15 protein-coding genes and 3 pseudogenes are annotated in these 14,937 nt (G+C 44.2%); 12 read left to right on the top strand and 6 right to left on the bottom strand.

Features of this window, described 5'->3' with window-relative positions; all coding sequences use genetic code 11:
- Positions 1-100 precede the first annotated feature (100 nt).
- From M3650_RS27000 to M3650_RS26965, 8 genes and pseudogenes are all read left to right on the top strand, one after another.
- Entirely contained in the window at positions 101-760 is a 660-nt protein-coding gene (locus M3650_RS27000) for a GNAT family N-acetyltransferase (protein WP_251579248.1), read from the top strand.
- A gap of 184 nt (positions 761-944) precedes the next feature.
- Positions 945-1,442 (top strand): annotated as a pseudogene (locus tag M3650_RS26995) (serine hydrolase domain-containing protein); the annotation flags it as partial.
- A 139-nt stretch (positions 1,443-1,581) separates the two neighbouring features.
- The gene (locus M3650_RS26990) at positions 1,582-1,986 is read left to right on the top strand and encodes a DUF6933 domain-containing protein (protein ID WP_251579246.1); all 405 of its coding nucleotides are present in this window, start codon (positions 1,582-1,584) and stop codon (positions 1,984-1,986) included.
- A 262-nt stretch (positions 1,987-2,248) separates the two neighbouring features.
- On the top strand, positions 2,249-2,794 hold the full coding sequence (locus M3650_RS26985) for a GNAT family N-acetyltransferase (RefSeq protein ID WP_251579244.1): 546 nt from the start codon (positions 2,249-2,251) through the stop codon (positions 2,792-2,794).
- A 439-nt stretch (positions 2,795-3,233) separates the two neighbouring features.
- Complete coding sequence (locus M3650_RS26980; RefSeq protein ID WP_251579242.1) at positions 3,234-3,917, top strand: PspA/IM30 family protein; 684 nt, start codon at positions 3,234-3,236, stop codon at positions 3,915-3,917.
- 27 nt (positions 3,918-3,944) lie between these two features.
- A complete protein-coding gene (locus tag M3650_RS26975) occupies positions 3,945-4,982 on the top strand; it encodes a TFIIB-type zinc ribbon-containing protein (protein WP_251579240.1) in 1,038 nt (345 codons plus the stop codon).
- Positions 4,979-5,782: a TPM domain-containing protein gene (locus M3650_RS26970; RefSeq protein WP_251579239.1), complete on the top strand. Its 804-nt coding sequence runs from the start codon at positions 4,979-4,981 to the stop codon at positions 5,780-5,782. Before M3650_RS26975 ends, M3650_RS26970 begins: the two co-directional genes overlap by 4 nt.
- A 41-nt stretch (positions 5,783-5,823) precedes the next feature.
- Positions 5,824-6,813, top strand: a complete 990-nt coding sequence (locus tag M3650_RS26965; protein ID WP_251579237.1) for an SPFH domain-containing protein — start codon at positions 5,824-5,826, stop codon at positions 6,811-6,813.
- Positions 6,814-6,896: 83 nt separating this feature from the next.
- On the opposite strand, the gene M3650_RS26960 is transcribed toward M3650_RS26965, so the two are convergent.
- Positions 6,897-7,805, bottom strand: a complete 909-nt coding sequence (locus tag M3650_RS26960) for an EamA family transporter (protein WP_251579235.1) — start codon at positions 7,803-7,805, stop codon at positions 6,897-6,899.
- A 219-nt stretch (positions 7,806-8,024) separates the two neighbouring features.
- The gene (locus M3650_RS26955; protein ID WP_251579233.1) at positions 8,025-8,354 is read right to left on the bottom strand and encodes a hypothetical protein; all 330 of its coding nucleotides are present in this window, start codon (positions 8,352-8,354) and stop codon (positions 8,025-8,027) included.
- A gap of 194 nt (positions 8,355-8,548) precedes the next feature.
- On the opposite strand from M3650_RS26955, the pseudogene uvrA reads away from it, so the two are divergent.
- A pseudogene (uvrA, locus tag M3650_RS26945) lies at positions 8,549-9,139 on the top strand (ABC-ATPase UvrA); the annotation flags it as partial.
- A 291-nt stretch (positions 9,140-9,430) separates the two neighbouring features.
- Here uvrA and M3650_RS26940 read toward each other — a convergent pair.
- From M3650_RS26940 to dcuC, 3 genes are all read right to left on the bottom strand, one after another.
- Entirely contained in the window at positions 9,431-9,622 is a 192-nt protein-coding gene (locus tag M3650_RS26940) for a hypothetical protein (RefSeq protein WP_251579227.1), read from the bottom strand.
- Positions 9,606-9,749: a hypothetical protein gene (locus M3650_RS26935; protein WP_251579225.1), complete on the bottom strand. Its 144-nt coding sequence runs from the start codon at positions 9,747-9,749 to the stop codon at positions 9,606-9,608. Before M3650_RS26935 ends, M3650_RS26940 begins: the two co-directional genes overlap by 17 nt.
- A 117-nt stretch (positions 9,750-9,866) precedes the next feature.
- Complete coding sequence (gene dcuC / locus M3650_RS26930; RefSeq protein WP_251579223.1) at positions 9,867-11,228, bottom strand: C4-dicarboxylate transporter DcuC; 1,362 nt, start codon at positions 11,226-11,228, stop codon at positions 9,867-9,869.
- A 743-nt stretch (positions 11,229-11,971) separates the two neighbouring features.
- Between dcuC and M3650_RS26925 the strand changes: the two genes are divergently transcribed.
- Positions 11,972-12,178: a hypothetical protein gene (locus M3650_RS26925; protein WP_251579221.1), complete on the top strand. Its 207-nt coding sequence runs from the start codon at positions 11,972-11,974 to the stop codon at positions 12,176-12,178.
- Positions 12,179-12,389: 211 nt separating this feature from the next.
- Here the strand turns inward: M3650_RS26925 and M3650_RS26920 are convergent.
- Positions 12,390-12,590: pseudogene (locus tag M3650_RS26920) on the bottom strand (nuclear transport factor 2 family protein); the annotation flags it as partial.
- Positions 12,591-13,239: 649 nt separating this feature from the next.
- On the opposite strand from M3650_RS26920, the gene M3650_RS26915 reads away from it, so the two are divergent.
- Positions 13,240-13,923: a response regulator transcription factor gene (locus M3650_RS26915; RefSeq protein ID WP_251579219.1), complete on the top strand. Its 684-nt coding sequence runs from the start codon at positions 13,240-13,242 to the stop codon at positions 13,921-13,923.
- On the top strand, positions 13,924-14,925 hold the full coding sequence (locus M3650_RS26910) for a sensor histidine kinase (protein WP_251579217.1): 1,002 nt from the start codon (positions 13,924-13,926) through the stop codon (positions 14,923-14,925).
- Positions 14,926-14,937: the final 12 nt, after the last annotated feature.

Below are 14,937 nucleotides of genomic sequence, written 5' to 3'. Positions count from 1 at the left end.
TAGGGTGGTGGGACGTCATGAACACGGAAACGTTATAAGAAATAGGCGCAAGTGTATATTGAAAGGCGTGAGAAGAATCGATTTCAATGACAATGAAATAATGAAAATTCAAGCATCTACTTTATATGTGCTAAATAAAGAGAACAGAATTATAAGAATTAATGAGAGATCTCAAACTAGTCCTCCGGCAATTTTTATTGGAAAAACAAAAAATTCTATTTTTACTTACTTTAGAAACGATATATCACAATTAACTATAGATGAGATCAATACGTACATCTTTGATTCAATAAATATCATAGATCTTTGCGGGATCATTGGGAAATACAAGAAAGTAAAAGACATTTGGATAGGTCCTGCATATAGATTCAATCTAAATGAAATCAGGAATACAGAAGAAGCGATTACAGTTATCGATGGGTCTAACAAACAGTTGTTGAACAAACACTTTGGTGGCTTAATCAATGAACTGGATGATCGATCTCCTATTGTGGGGTATATCGTAAATAACGAAGCAGTTTCAGTTTGTTGCAGTGCGCGCAAGACAAGTAAAGCAGCAGAGGCAAGCTTAATGACGGTTGATCAATTCAGGGGGAAAGGACTTGCTCAGAAAGTTGTATATGGGTGGAGCAAAGAAATATTTGGGCAAGGATTAATTCCTCTTTACAGTACTTCATGGGATAACTTGAGTTCACAGAAAGTAGCACAAAAATTAGGATTAGTTCAATATGGAGTGGATTTTAATATTAGTACGGAATAAAGAAAATTGTTAGTTTTTCCAAGAAGGCGCCAACATCTTATAACACCGTATTCACGCTAAGGGGCTTACGCCCCTTGGTCCGCCAGAGGTGTTTCGGGAGTGGGCTCAGGCGGACAACCCTGCGAACCTAACCGCGTCGCGGCCGCCCCGTTGGGGCTTAAGGTTCTCGGGCTGTAAGCTTTTTACTGGAATACCAGATTACTTTGATGAGGAAGTTATGGAAGACTATGGAGAGTTGTGGGTTGAAACCCCGATGTATCAAATAAGAAACTTTAAAGATTTCTTGCCATTATTTCAAGACAAACCAATGAAACGTAATATGGGGGAAAGGTTTCATGATAATAATGCAGGGTACATTTTGCTTGGTTTAATTGTCGAGCAAGCAAGTCAACTTAACTTCGTTAAATACGTTGAGGAACATATTTTTAGAAAAGAAGGAATGGAGGAATCAGGATATTTTGAATTTGATGCCTTGCCGTCAAGGACTGCGCTAGGGTATATTGACTATCCTAATGGCACTTGGAAGACAAATATCTATTCATTACCTGCAAAAGGCGGTTCAGATGGAGGAGCATTTGTTACAGTAAACGATATGATTAAGCTATGGGATGCACTTATGAATCATCTACTATTAAGCGAAACTTACACTCAACAATTGCTCACTCGGCACATTCGAACCAATGTACGAAGAACGATAAACGTAATAGACCGGAAAGGATTGAAAAAAATGATTACAATTTCATGTACGAAGAAGCTGTTTGAACTCAGCTCTTTTGTTGAAGAACAAGACACTGAAACAGATGATGAATTTTTCAAATGGCATGCCAATGTATTCCGCAATGGCTAAAAAGAATAATCTTATCATAATGAATAATAAAACAAGATATTGCTTTGTGTTGTTTGGGATAAAGAAGGAACACTTTAAAAATTTCAAACAGTTATTTGTTAAATCTCTAATAGATAATTTACAAGCTGAGGGAATTCCAGACTCAAAAATAAACGAATACGTTGATAAAGCAAATAAAATGAAATTTACAAAGACATATGATCGAAGTGTACTTGGATCTATGACTGATATGGTTAAGATGACTGAATTTTTAATTGAAAATTATTTACCTATGCGGGAAATGAATATTTTAGACCTTAACAAAAAGAATAATCATTCTCCTATAGTAAAACTTAAAAACTTCCCAGATCGGTTGATGAAAGAGGCTTTTGGAATCTAAGCCTACAGTCTACTTCGTCTAGCACCATATTCACGGCCCTCGATCCGGCAGAGGTATGATGTGATTCGGGTATGTAATTGGGAATACCTATAAAACACATTCTGATAGCTATTCAATGGAGTGCATAATGAAAATAAACCACATCAAAACCCGATTAAGGGGGCATGGTATTTGATGGGAACTGCAGAAAATTGAAATATTACAACGCTTCTCCTTTGTTTTATTTTTCTGAATCAACTAAATTTGAATGGGGGGGGATATCATGATAATTAACAAACAAGAGTTTTATGTTAATGGGATAAATTATACTGTTAGATCTGCAATCGAGAGAGATGCAAAGGATTTGTCTGAATTAAGATTACAGATTGATGGAGAGACAGAAAATTTAGACAGAGAAAAAGGGGAGTCGTTCATAGATGTACCGGGTTTTGAACAAATTATTAAAACAGATACTGAAAATAGAAGGAACTTATTTTTAGTTGCGGTAGTTCATGATCGGATAGTCGGGTTTTCAAGATGCGAAGGAAATCATTTAAATAGATTCTCTCATAAAATAGATTTCGGAGTATGCGTAATAAAAGATTTTTGGGGATACGGTATAGGGGGAAATCTTTTAAAAGAATCTATTTCTTGGGCTGACTCCAATGGTATTAAAAAAATCACTTTGAATGTTTTAGAAACAAATGATAAAGCCATTAAACTTTATAAAAAGCTTGGCTTTAAAATAGAAGGTATATTAAAAAAAGACAAAATCCTTTCTGACGGTAAATACTATAACACCATTATTATGGGAAGGTTTAATGAATGATGCCTTTAAAACTGTCGGGTCTAGGTTTAACATAGCCTAATATTAAGAATTACATCGAAGAAATAAGACGCTCAAGTACATATTTTGAAGGTGAATTCATAGAGGACGATAACAGCGTCTAACACCGCATTCACGCAGCGGGAGGAGACGCTCCCTTGGTCTGCCCGAGGTATTTCGGGGAAGCACCACATAGCCTTCGTCATATTTACGCCTTTGACCTTTCCAGACGTACACAAGGTAACTCATTTGCCCTCCAAGAAGAGCTAGGTTATAGAAATGAACGTTACATTGCAACGGTTATAGTGTTCGTTCGGGATGTTGAGTTTATAAGAGGAATTCTATTAGACTCGATACACGTCGAATTTCGGGGGATGAAACCTTCTTCGTGAATGTAATGTATTATATGATAGGATGTAATCTTTTCGAGGGGGAGCGCAGCATGGGAATCTTGTCGAGATTCAGGGATATTATGGCAAGCAATGTTAACGCCTTATTGGATAAGGCGGAAGATCCGGAGAAGACGATTGATGATTATATGCGGAGCTTGAACAGCGACCTAGGCAAGGTTAAAGCGGAGACGGCTTCGGTGCTGGCGGATGAGAGAAGGGCCAAAAGTGCATTGGATGAATGCAATGCCGAGATTAAAAAGCTGCAGCGTTATGCCGAGAAATCAGTGGAAGACGGTAAGGAAGAGGACGCTCTCAAGTTCCTGGAGCGAAAGGCAGCGTTGGCAGAGAAACAAAACCGATTGCAAACGTCTTATGACCTGGCTTCTGACAATGCCGTAAAGATGAAGCAAATGCAGGATAAGCTTGTGTGGGATATGGGCCGGTTGGAAGCGCGGCGGACCGAACTGAAAGAGAAGCTGGCGGCGGCCAAAGCACAGCAAAGATTGAATTCAGGCAACGACGTGGATTCGTCATTCGATGCCCTGGAAGAGAAGGCGAATCACGCCTTGGATGAAGCGATGGCCTTGGCCGAGCTTAGAGGCGGTGCGAAGGAAGACGATCTGGATGACCTGATCGCACAATTGGAGAAGAATATGAGCACGAATACGAATACGACTATCACTGCAGAAGATGAATTGGCTGCACTCAAAGAAAAAATGAACAAGAAGGAATAACGGTTTCTTTGTGATAGGGGTGAGCAGATGCCGATTATCGAGTACAAATGTCCAAACTGCGGCAGCGGGATGGTTTTTGACGCTGATACAGGGATGTTATCCTGCTATAGCTGCGGAAGAAAAGACAATATCGAGCAAATTCCCGATCCTCTGACGAAACATGTTTTTTCAGACGAAGATGAAGCCAGGGAGTATCATTGCAATAGCTGCGGAGCCGTCATTATGACCGAAGCGGAGACGAGTGCAACGAGCTGCAGCTTTTGCGGTTCAGCCGTCGTTCTCAGCGATCGGCTGACCGGGGAGTTGGCTCCGGTGAAGATCATCCCTTTTTCCATTAGTAAGGAACAAGCGATGAAAGCATTCCGAAAATGGTGCGGAAAAGGCCTTGTAACGCCAAGCGGGTTTATGACAGCGGATCGAATTAAGGGAATAACCGGGTTGTACGTGCCTTTTTGGCTCTATGATTTGCATAATGACGTGGAGGTTCATGCCCGTGCCACGAAAGTGAGCACTTATAGATCAGGCGACTACGAGTATACCAAAACGGATTATTATGACTTATATCGGGAGATCTGTCTGGATTATGTAAAGGTGCCGATTGATGCTTCGGAGAAAATGAATGATGAACTGATGGATAAATTGGAGCCTTTTCCTTATGATAAGCTGGAAAGCTTCAAAACTCCGTATCTTGCCGGTTACATTGCCGAAAAATACAGCTATAACGACGAGGAGCTATACCCTCGGGTTAAAGATAAAATAGATAAATATATCTATTCCTATATTAATTCTACGGTGTCAGGGTACGCTACCGTGAACTATACCGATGTAGACATCGATACAGAGCTAGAACGTGCCGATTATGTTCTGCTTCCGGTATGGATGGTACAATATGACTACAATAAAAGGAAGTATACGTTTGCCATGAACGGCCAGACGGGCAAGGTGGTGGGCAAGCCTCCGATTAGCAAGATGAAAGTGGCCGGATGGTTTGCAGGTATTTCCGGTATCTCTTTCCTTGCACTGCACCTAGTGTCCTCTTGGATAATAGGGGGTGGATTTTGGTGAGAAGGAAGAGAGTGATCCTTGCCGTCCTGTTCTTCTTCGTCATGATGCTTGCCGTCCCTATGGACATGATTGCGGGCGAAGCGGCCGCAACGAAGGAGAAGCAATTGATTTTTGATACAGCGGAACTGCTCAATCAGCAGGAATATGATGAGCTGAACGCATTGGCTAATCAATACGGAGCCGAACGAGAAACGGACATGATGATTGTGACGATCAACAGCCCGGAAGCTTACGACGTGAAGAAAATGACGCAGGATTTCTACGATGACTATGCGCCCGGTTACGATAAGCCTCATGGCAATGCCGTCATTTTGATGCTGGACATGACTCATCGGGATGTGTATTTGGCCGGATTCTATAAAGCGAAGACGTATCTGGATGACGAGAGGTTTGATAAGATACGTGACAAGATCACCCCGGATTTAACGAGCGGCGATTATAAGCTGGCTTTTCAAAAGTATATCCAAACGGCACATAAATATATGGGGTTCCGCCCAGGTGTAAACCCGGACAATATCTTTTTCAATACGTGGGTTCAATTGGGCATTGCGCTGGCACTCGGAGGGGGTATCGCTACCTTGATGGTTCGCCGTTCCGGCGGCCGGATAACGGTAAATTCCCGGACCTACGAGGATGCAAGCACTTCAGGAGTTATGGATTATGAGGATACTTACCTTCATACTAGCACAACGAAACGGAAGATCGAACGAAGCAGCAGCAGCGGCTCAAGCGGCGGAGGCGGAGGCGGAGGGACCACCTCAGGCGGTCATTCGCATAGCGGCAGCAGAGGATCATTTTAGAGATAGTTCACATACACTTTTAGTGAAGGGACGAGATGAGTATGGGGTTCTTCAGAAACCAATTTGCGAATGTTGTGGAATGGGAAGAATTTAGAGACGATATGATTTTTTGGAAGTGGAGCAACCGGGAGATTAAAAAAGGATCCAAGTTAATTATCCGCTCCGGTCAAGATGCGATTTTTGTAAATAACGGCAAGATCGAAGGGATTTTTGAGGATGAAGGGGAGTATAACATTGATTCTGATATTATCCCGTTCCTGTCCACGCTAAAAGGGTTTAAATTTGGTTTTAACAGCGGGATGAGGGTGGAAGTCTTATTCGTCAACACGAAGGAGTTCACCGTTAGATGGGGGACGCAGAACCCGGTTCTGATCCCGTCTCCCCAGCTTCCGGGCGGCATGCCCATTCGCGCTAACGGCACGTTCAATTTTAAAGTGAACGATTACGTGACGCTGATCGATAAGATTGCCGGGATGAAAGACAGTTATCTGGTCGAGGATGTGAAAATCCGGATTACTTCCGTGTTGGATCAGTTGTTAATGAAGTGGATCAGCCGGGAAGGGAAGGACATGTTCAACCTGCAGGCGAATGCTTCCGATATTGCCGCAGGCATTCGCGAAGATCTGGATATGCAAGTGATGGACAACGGGATGACGATTACAGGCTTTCAAGTCATGAGCTTCAATTACCCTCAAGAAATCCAAGATATGATTACGAAGACGGCTTCCCATGAGATGATCGGCAATGTGCAGAAGTATCAACAGGTTACCATGACGGACGGTATTGCATCCGGCAAAGTACAAGGCGGCGGCGCTGCCTCGGACATGGCGGGCATGATGATGGGGATGAACATCGCCAATGAAATGATGAAAAATATGAACCAAAACCAAAACCAAAAGCCTTCGGCTGAGACAGCGCCTGCTGCTTCCACTCCTTCTGAAGGCAATAAAAAGCCTAACTTCTGCCCTCACTGCGGTGCGAAAAACGAAGGGGCTAACTTCTGCCCGAATTGTGGTCAGAAACTGAACTGAACTTGTAACCCGGAAAGCCGCCTCCACCATCATGAAGCCGACCACGTAAGGTCGGCTTTTTGTGTTCTGTGAAACCAAAGAGTTTACAGCTCATCAGCAATACCTAACAATGCGATGCCAATGATTACAACGACAATAATCGCATATTGCTTCTTGTTCAACCGTTCCTTAAGAAATAATCGGGACAGGATGACCGAAAAAATGCTGTAGGAAGCAATAAGGGGTGCTGCAATAATGGCGTTGCTAGACATGGCGAACACATAGAAGAATTGCCCCGTTGTTTCAAATATGGCAGCATAACCTTTAACACGTTCTTTGAACATGTTGAACTGCTGTTTTTTAATAAATTTGAGGTATGTAAATGCGAACACAGCGCAAATGAAAAAGGTGAACTCATAAGCGAGCAGGGCAGCGTCTTCACGGATCAGACTCAGCTCATCCAAATAAATCGCATCGGCAAAGGTTCCGAGCCCGTCGATTAAGCAGTATAGAATCGGGAAGGTGATGGCCATAAAGCCGATTTGATATTTTTTATCAATTAGTGTTGCACGGTTCTGGAGAGCTTCGCGTTCAGCTCTCTTTTCCAAAATAGCAATTCCAATAACGCCCAAAGTAATAATGGTCACACCCAATATTTCAATGATGCTCAGGTCGTGGGTGAAAAAAATGAACAACAGTATGGCCGTGACGGCTCCTGAAGAATTCTGTACGGGAGATGCAATGGAAAGCTCCATATATCGTAAACCAATATAACCGATCGTCATCGACAAGATGTAAAGTGCAGATACGGGAAAATAGCGAATTAAGTCTAAGGGATCAAAGTTGATTCCCTGGATGAACATATAAGCCGTGGCGTGAATCCCCATAACCAAGCCCACCATAATGACGATTTTAATATGGCTGAACCGATCATGACTATCACTGCCTTTTTTATAAAATAGATCAGCACCTCCCCAAGATAAAGCTGTTAATAAAGCAAATAAAAACCACATGATTCGCTCTCCTTGTTACATATTTCACATATAGTTTAAGCTTTATCATTATAAAGACTTCACCATGAATGTCAAGAGCAAGTCAGAGTCCCGTACTACTATCTGGGGTCGAAGAAACATAGTTCAAACTATTCTAGTGAAGCTTGATATCTGAACAAGTCTCACCTATTTAGAGAATTCAATCGCAATGGTTAAACTCCATTGCGATTGAAATTAGAATTACCTTTCCGCCATATAATCGGCTACGACCCAGCCCCAAGTGTTATGCTTGTAGCTGTACACACTTTTCCAGGCATAACCGTCTGCGTAAATAGCTTCTGAATGACCCGTGTTCACCATATCACCCTTATAAAGTAAGCCAAGCACTGCTCCAGATAATGAAGGATTGCTTGATCGTAATACATAGCCATTCTGGATGTAATAAAGGTTCTGAGAGTCAATTGAGCCGTAAGAAATATATCCTTTTTTTAAAAAATTCTTTTGGAAGGGAAACATATACATTCCCCTTTCTATAACAGGGGGGAAGGGAAAAATGAAAAAGCCGCCCATAATGTGGCGGCAGGTGAATTATATATGTGGATTATGAATCGGAAGAAGCTTGCGGGCAAGGTGCTTTCTTAATGTGATTCCGCAAGAATACGCGCGATCTGTTCACTGTCTTCTTCTCTGTAGACATGTTCATGATAATGGGGGTGGCGGATGTCTATCCATCCCTTATCGACAGCCTGCTTGTAAAAGGATATGATGTGTTTGCACACCTGCGCCAGCTGTTTGCTGGATTGCCAGAGGCTAAGGAACGAAAGCTGACTTCGAAGCATTTTTAATTTAATACACCAGGAGATCGTTGCGAGACATGCCAAGGTCTGAGTGTACTGTCCGTAGATATGAATTTCCTGCCCGATCTAGAGGTGAAGTGCCACAACTGCAAGGGTAGAAGGTTTACTGACGAGGTCCAGCAGGTTCAGTATGAAGGCTTCTCCATCTCGGATCTGCTGAATATGTCGGTGCAGGAAAGCCTGCCGATCCTCAAGTCGGAGGCCAAGATTGCAGGCATAATTGCGATGCTGTATGAGCCGACGACCGGCCTCCATCCGTCTGACATAAAGCAGCTTTATATATTACTGAATAAGCTCGTTGATACGGGAAATACGGTTATCGTTGTTGAGCACTGTCTGGAACTAATCCGGGAATCCGACTGGGTGATCGATATCGGCCCGGAAGGAGGCGCAGCCGGTGGCAAGCTTGTAGCCGAAGGTACACCGGAGCAGATAGCCGAAGTACCGGCTTCTTACACGGGCATGTTCCTGAAACGAATTTTGGATGAAGGAATCTGATCATAGAGGGCCATAAAGGATTGTCATAATAGATGACCAGACTAGATTTATCATTGAATTTTTTTGATGTTTAGGTCTTGATAATGAAAAGTTCAGGATTTTATTTTCTTTTAACGGAGTGTACTATTCTTACAAAGGTTTTTTTAAAGAGAGTGCAACGGATGACATGGCATAAATACGAAGGCGCAGCCTCAGCAACCGTGCTGTTCGGCTGCGCCATCTGTTATTTATCTCGAGCTCATAGCTCATGTGGATAGCGAAAGGAGACAATAGCTCCTTTCCACTGTATGATCAACGCCCAGAAGGAAGTGGTGAAGGACAGGACCTCCCAAGATGCTGCATATCATGCCAACGGGATGGAGCAAGTCTGCTGGACAAGGCCCCGACGAACAATCGCCTGCTGCCGTCGAACTGGGCGATGACAATGTCGGCTTGATCGCTCACCGTACACGCCTGCCCGATATGTTCATCCCAAATGCTCATATTGGCGGCCTGCCGTTACGATGATGGCATTTTTCCTATCCTCTAGAATCAGAATAGCAGCTTCTCCGGTTGGGGCGTCTGGATCAACTAAAATATGGGCGGTATCGCCGTTCTCTTCTCGCAGCACCTCAAGCAGCTGCTCGCCTCTTTATTTAACCCCCTAGTATGCATAAATGGTCCATATAAAATCTCTCCTGCCTACCCAAGACACGTCCTTATGGCAGTGCCTCTGCCTTTTGATGCCTTATGTGAAAAAGATGAACGATAAGATAAAGCAAGAGACGATCCCGACCAGAATCGGCACGGATGTGCGTTTGACGATTTGTATCGGGTTGACCTTAATAATCGAAGCAACGACGATGATGACCGCCGCCACCGGAGATATGGAACGAACCAAGTTCGCAATCAACTGCATCGGCAGCGCGACCATAACGCCGTTTATGCCGAGTTTCTCTGAAATTTCCGGAATGATGTTGATCACGGAGTAGAAAACGGCCAAGCCGCTTCCGCTGATGAAAGTGATCAAGCCCTCAACGCCCGCGAACGTGAGCATCAGGATAACGCCTGCACCTTCGATGTGTCTAACCGATTCGATGAGCATATCAATGATGCCCATCGACTTCAAGCCTTCGACCAGCATGCCTGCTGCTACGAGGAGCGAGACAACCTGTGCCAATCCGGTGCCCATGCCGGTGAAGAAAATCGAGAGCTGCTTTGAGGTTTCTTTGAAGGAACCTTTCCGGATAATCTCGATTATAAGGGCGATGGCCATACAAATGAACGTAATTTCCACCAGCCCGAGCTTGACACTCGTTATAATTAAACCGAATAACAAGACGAGAATGAGCGGCAAAATCGGCAGCAAACCGTAGTAGGCCGGCGGCAAATCGTTCTTCACGACAAGCTTCTCGTCGTTGATCTCCTGCTGGAGCGTGCCCTGCTGCCGCTTATCCATATACTTCTGCCAGAAATAGTGCACGACCGCCATGATAAGAAGCACAGGAATCGAAATCTTGGCATGGTAGGAGAAGACATATTCAACAAGGTTTATGCCTAGATTCTCCGCTGCGACGACGCTGTCCGCTCCAAGGGGCGTCGGCATAATCGTAGCCGTCGTTGCAATGATAGCGCCGGCCGTCAGCGAGGACATCCCCGTATTTTTCAATACCGGATACAACGTCGCCATAAGCAGGACCGCCAAGCTGGATGCGCTCGGCACGACGAGAGAAAGCAAGTTGCCAAGCAGGAAGACGATAGGCACGAGAATGTACTGCGATTTGATGCGGCCAAGCGGCTTCGTCAACAGATGCACGGCAACATCACTGGCACCGATATGCGTCATATAGCTGGAGAAACCGAACAGCACCATGATTGTTAAACCGACACCGCCTAATTGTTTGACAAAGATCAGCCCGATTTGCTTGAACGGATCTAACAGGACAAGACCGGTGGAGTCCTCTGGCTTCAATACAGGGTGGCCAAGCAGCACGGCAGCGATCATGAGCACGATACCGGCAGTGAGCAGCACGAATTTGGCATCATAGTTTTTGGCGATTAAAAAACCTGTTGCAACAAGGAGAACTAAGCTAATGATAATCTCCAACACGTGGAACACGCTCCTTTTCTAAGATAGGGTTAAATCGCGTTGTGAAATAACGGATACTTGCCATTCTTATATGTGTAACCGGTTACACATCGATCAAAAGAAATTCTTCATTCCACAGAAACAAGAGGTGACCCCCATAAATGATGATCACGGCAATCCGTTTCCGCTTGGAACGGACATGAAGAGGAGCATGCATTATGATGCGTTTGCCGATGGAAAGGGTGTCAGTTGGCATATATTATTTCCCAATGGTTGTATTTCTATTACGTCATTACGGCTGACTTGCGCTCTATCGAGTCGTTCCCCACGTCCTTCATTGCGGTGTAATTCCCTACATTGTGTAACCGGTTACACAATGTGCTTATAGTAATAATACTGCCCATGTATTCGACTTGTCAATCAACTAACATTTATCAATCATGTGAAATGGGTGATAAACGAACCAAGCATAGCACAACTCCCGCGCTTTCGCTTGGGCTAATAAAAAAGCACATACTATATGGAAAATATTGTTATATTAAGCGGCGTGCGGCGCCATCCTGCTCATCGCAGCTGTTAATGTCATTCCCAATCTTATTAAATCGCTGGGATCGGCAAAATTGAACCGGAATGATGTGGCGATGAAAATTGTGGTGGAGTCTAATAATCGAATGACCGAATTAATCAAGAGAATTCAGCGCAAAGATCAACAGGAGCAATCCTCTAAGGCGAATTGAAAATCCGGCGTTTTAAATTGAAAGACCTTGAAAACGCGGCAATTAATCGATTTGGTGTTATCCGTGCCGGAAGAGCATTATTTGACGGAAATTTATTATTACATTAACCATTTTTGTCGAGTTGGATGGCAGCAGATGCATGCGGATCTATCCTTTTTTATCGCCTGCAGAATTTGTGGAAATTTTCAGCCAACTGGTTCTGGCGATGCAGAAGCGCTGTTTGCTAGAGCTTGATCGTCGCTACGCCATAGATATGCTGAATTAGCTTCCTTCCGCAGATGCGGCGTATTTTTCGGGACTGCTCACCCAGCAAGAAGCAGATTTCGCTCCTGTATGGAGAAATGATGCTGTCCAGTAATGCCAAAGACGCCCAATGGGTCAGCAGAAACCATTGACATAAGGTATATCACATCCACAAGCTGATAACAGCAGTCAAAGCGATTATTTAAAACATCGAGTTTGTGTTAGCCGATTGCTCGGGAATTGATTGAATAACGTCCCAGTGCTCGACGATTTTCCCTTTCTCCAAGCGGAAAATATCGACGATTGCCTCTCCTTTTTCTGACGGGCTTGACTTAAAATGAACGTGCAGCGTCACGTAGTCGCCATCTGCCATCACCCGCTTGACTTCAAAAGTCGAATTCGGAACTTCTTTGTACATTCATAAACGATGCGAAATGTCTTCCCCGTAACGGCCATATGCGCTTCAGATTCGTCCTTGACAGAAACAGCATGATTGATCGGAGTATCGGAATCGGCTTTAGCTATGGAAGCTGGTCCTCCTGAAAATGCCGTTAACAAGCTCATTGCGGCAATCGTTGCCACTGCAATTTTTCTCCAATGTCTCATGTGAATTCTCCTTTAATGTCATATTTTGTTCAGAGCATATTCCGGCGTGCATGGCGCTCTCATCGTGCGCGTGCCACCGCGCCATTACACTACATTGTGTAGTGTAATGGCGTAAAAAATATCCGTACACAATGCAAAGCACGCGGACGCTCAGGGCAATGAGCTTGACAGTGCAGCCGCTAATGCCATAAATCTGAGTTAACGCAAGAAGAAATGTCTATAGTGACCAACAAAATCGGAATCAAGCAAAGCCAACTTGAGTTCCTGGGAGAAATTAGAAAGTTACGTTTATCAAATACATTCGTTTAGGATAAAAGATTTTCAATTCATTTTCTGTTACATTTAGGGATGACCTTAAAAAAGGGTTTATTAAGATGGAAGAACGACTTTGTAATCTATATATAATTAATTTTCTCAAAGTAAAATAGAGTTAGGATGATCTTAAGATGAAAATTTTGCTCGTGGAAGATGATAAAACGATCGCGTCTGGTCTTGAGTATTCACTGCAGCAGGATCACTTTTCTACTGTGCTTTGCCATGATGTTGCATCGGCCACACAGGTGATTGCGGAAGATCTGGCTCAATTCGCATTATGTCTGTTTGATTTATCCCTACCCGATGGCAGCGGCTATGAATTGTGCAAGCTCGTCAAAGAGCGGAGAGATATTCCGGTCATCTTTTTAACGGTGATAGATGATGAGGTCAATGTTGTCATGGGGTTGGATATGGGGGCGGATGATTATATTACGAAGCCTTTTCGCGTTCGCGAGCTTCAGTCGCGAATCAAATCCGTCTTGCGGAGATATCATAAGCCGTCTCAGACCAGGTCGATCATCGAGATAGATCAGGTTCGCATTAATATGCTCGAGGGAAAAGTGTATAAACACGGCGCGGAAATTCCGCTGACGGCTTTAGAGTATCGCTTGCTGCTCATTTTCGCCAATCATATTGGGCAGGTGCTTACGAGAAACCAGCTGCTGGAGCAGATCTGGGATGTCGCAGGGGACTTCGTGAATGACAATACATTAACAGTGTATATCAAAAGGCTGCGGGAAAAGCTGGAGGATCAACCGCAGCGCCCGGCGCTGATCAAAACCGTCCGCGGTCTGGGCTATAAGGTTGGTGATTAGATGCTGCGGAACCGGGAGATTCAAATTTTGCTGCTAACGATGGGCTTCATCAGCTTGACGGCGACCGTTGCTGCCGCTTGGATATCGCCAGTCGCTGCGGCGCTCGTGTTCGCTGCCACCGCTTTGCTTATGGGGAGCAGCCTCGCATTCACGCGGTGGCGATACCGCGAAATCGAAAAGCTGTCTTCCTATTTGCGCCAAATTAGCAGCGGCAATAATTCGCTTGATGTTCGCGATAATCAAGAAGGCGAGCTTAGCATTTTGAAGAACGATATTTATAAAGTGACGCTTATGTTGTCCGAGCACCGCTCTCTTTTACAGCAAGATAAAATCCAACTGACCGATGCTATTTCTGATATCTCCCATCAGCTCAAAACGCCGCTGACTTCGATGACGGTCATGGCCGATTTGTTGCGCGATCCCGAGCTGCCTCAAGCGAAAAGAACGGAGTTTACGCGCAATATTCGGATTCAGCTGGAACGAATCGATTGGCTGGTCACTTCCTTGCTCAAGCTCTCGAAAATTGAAGCAAAGACGGTTTCCTTTAAAAAGGATCGGGTACCGGTGAACATACTTGTGCAAAAGGCGTTAGAGCCCGTTCTCATTCCGATGGATATTAAAGATATATCGGTTTCGGTTCAGGGAGAAGATACCGTCGCATTTGTTGGCGATCTCCCGTGGACGGCCGAAGCGCTCATCAATATTTTGAAAAACTGTGTCGAGCATACGGAGGAAGGCGGAGCGATCGCCATTTCTTTTTCGGAAAATGCGTTATTTACGGAACTCATTATCGAGGATAATGGAAAAGGAATCCCGAAGGAAGATTTGCCCTATATTTTTAAACGGTTTTATAAAGGGAAAAATGCGAGCGAGGGCAGCATCGGCATTGGTCTGTCGATGGCTCACAGCATGATTACAAGTCAGAACGGCGTGATTGACGTAGCGAGCGACAAGGATAAGGGGACACAGTTTCGGATTAAGTTTTACAAGCAGGTGATTTAAGCCCAGGTGACT

Source organism: Paenibacillus sp. MER TA 81-3, from assembly GCF_023713585.1.
Classification (GTDB): domain Bacteria; phylum Bacillota; class Bacilli; order Paenibacillales; family Paenibacillaceae; genus Paenibacillus_B; species Paenibacillus_B profundus.
This window is presented reverse-complemented; position numbering and strand designations above follow the sequence as displayed.

Bases quoted from the DNA above. Each gene is read 5' to 3' on its own strand.
- M3650_RS26965 (WP_251579237.1), top strand. From the start codon at position 5,824: ATGGGGTTCTTCAGAAACCAATTTGCGAATGTTGTGGAATGGGAAGAA.
- M3650_RS27000 (WP_251579248.1), top strand. From the start codon at position 101: ATGAAAATTCAAGCATCTACTTTATATGTGCTAAATAAAGAGAACAGA.
- M3650_RS26985 (WP_251579244.1), top strand. From the start codon at position 2,249: ATGATAATTAACAAACAAGAGTTTTATGTTAATGGGATAAATTATACT.
- M3650_RS26940 (WP_251579227.1), bottom strand. From the start codon at position 9,622: ATGAGCATTTGGGATGAACATATCGGGCAGGCGTGTACGGTGAGCGAT.
- M3650_RS26990 (WP_251579246.1), top strand. From the start codon at position 1,582: ATGCCAATGTATTCCGCAATGGCTAAAAAGAATAATCTTATCATAATG.
- M3650_RS26960 (WP_251579235.1), bottom strand. From the start codon at position 7,805: ATGTGGTTTTTATTTGCTTTATTAACAGCTTTATCTTGGGGAGGTGCT.
- M3650_RS26975 (WP_251579240.1), top strand. From the start codon at position 3,945: ATGCCGATTATCGAGTACAAATGTCCAAACTGCGGCAGCGGGATGGTT.
- M3650_RS26980 (WP_251579242.1), top strand. From the start codon at position 3,234: ATGGGAATCTTGTCGAGATTCAGGGATATTATGGCAAGCAATGTTAAC.
- M3650_RS26915 (WP_251579219.1), top strand. From the start codon at position 13,240: ATGAAAATTTTGCTCGTGGAAGATGATAAAACGATCGCGTCTGGTCTT.
- M3650_RS26910 (WP_251579217.1), top strand. From the start codon at position 13,924: ATGCTGCGGAACCGGGAGATTCAAATTTTGCTGCTAACGATGGGCTTC.
- M3650_RS26955 (WP_251579233.1), bottom strand. From the start codon at position 8,354: ATGGGCGGCTTTTTCATTTTTCCCTTCCCCCCTGTTATAGAAAGGGGA.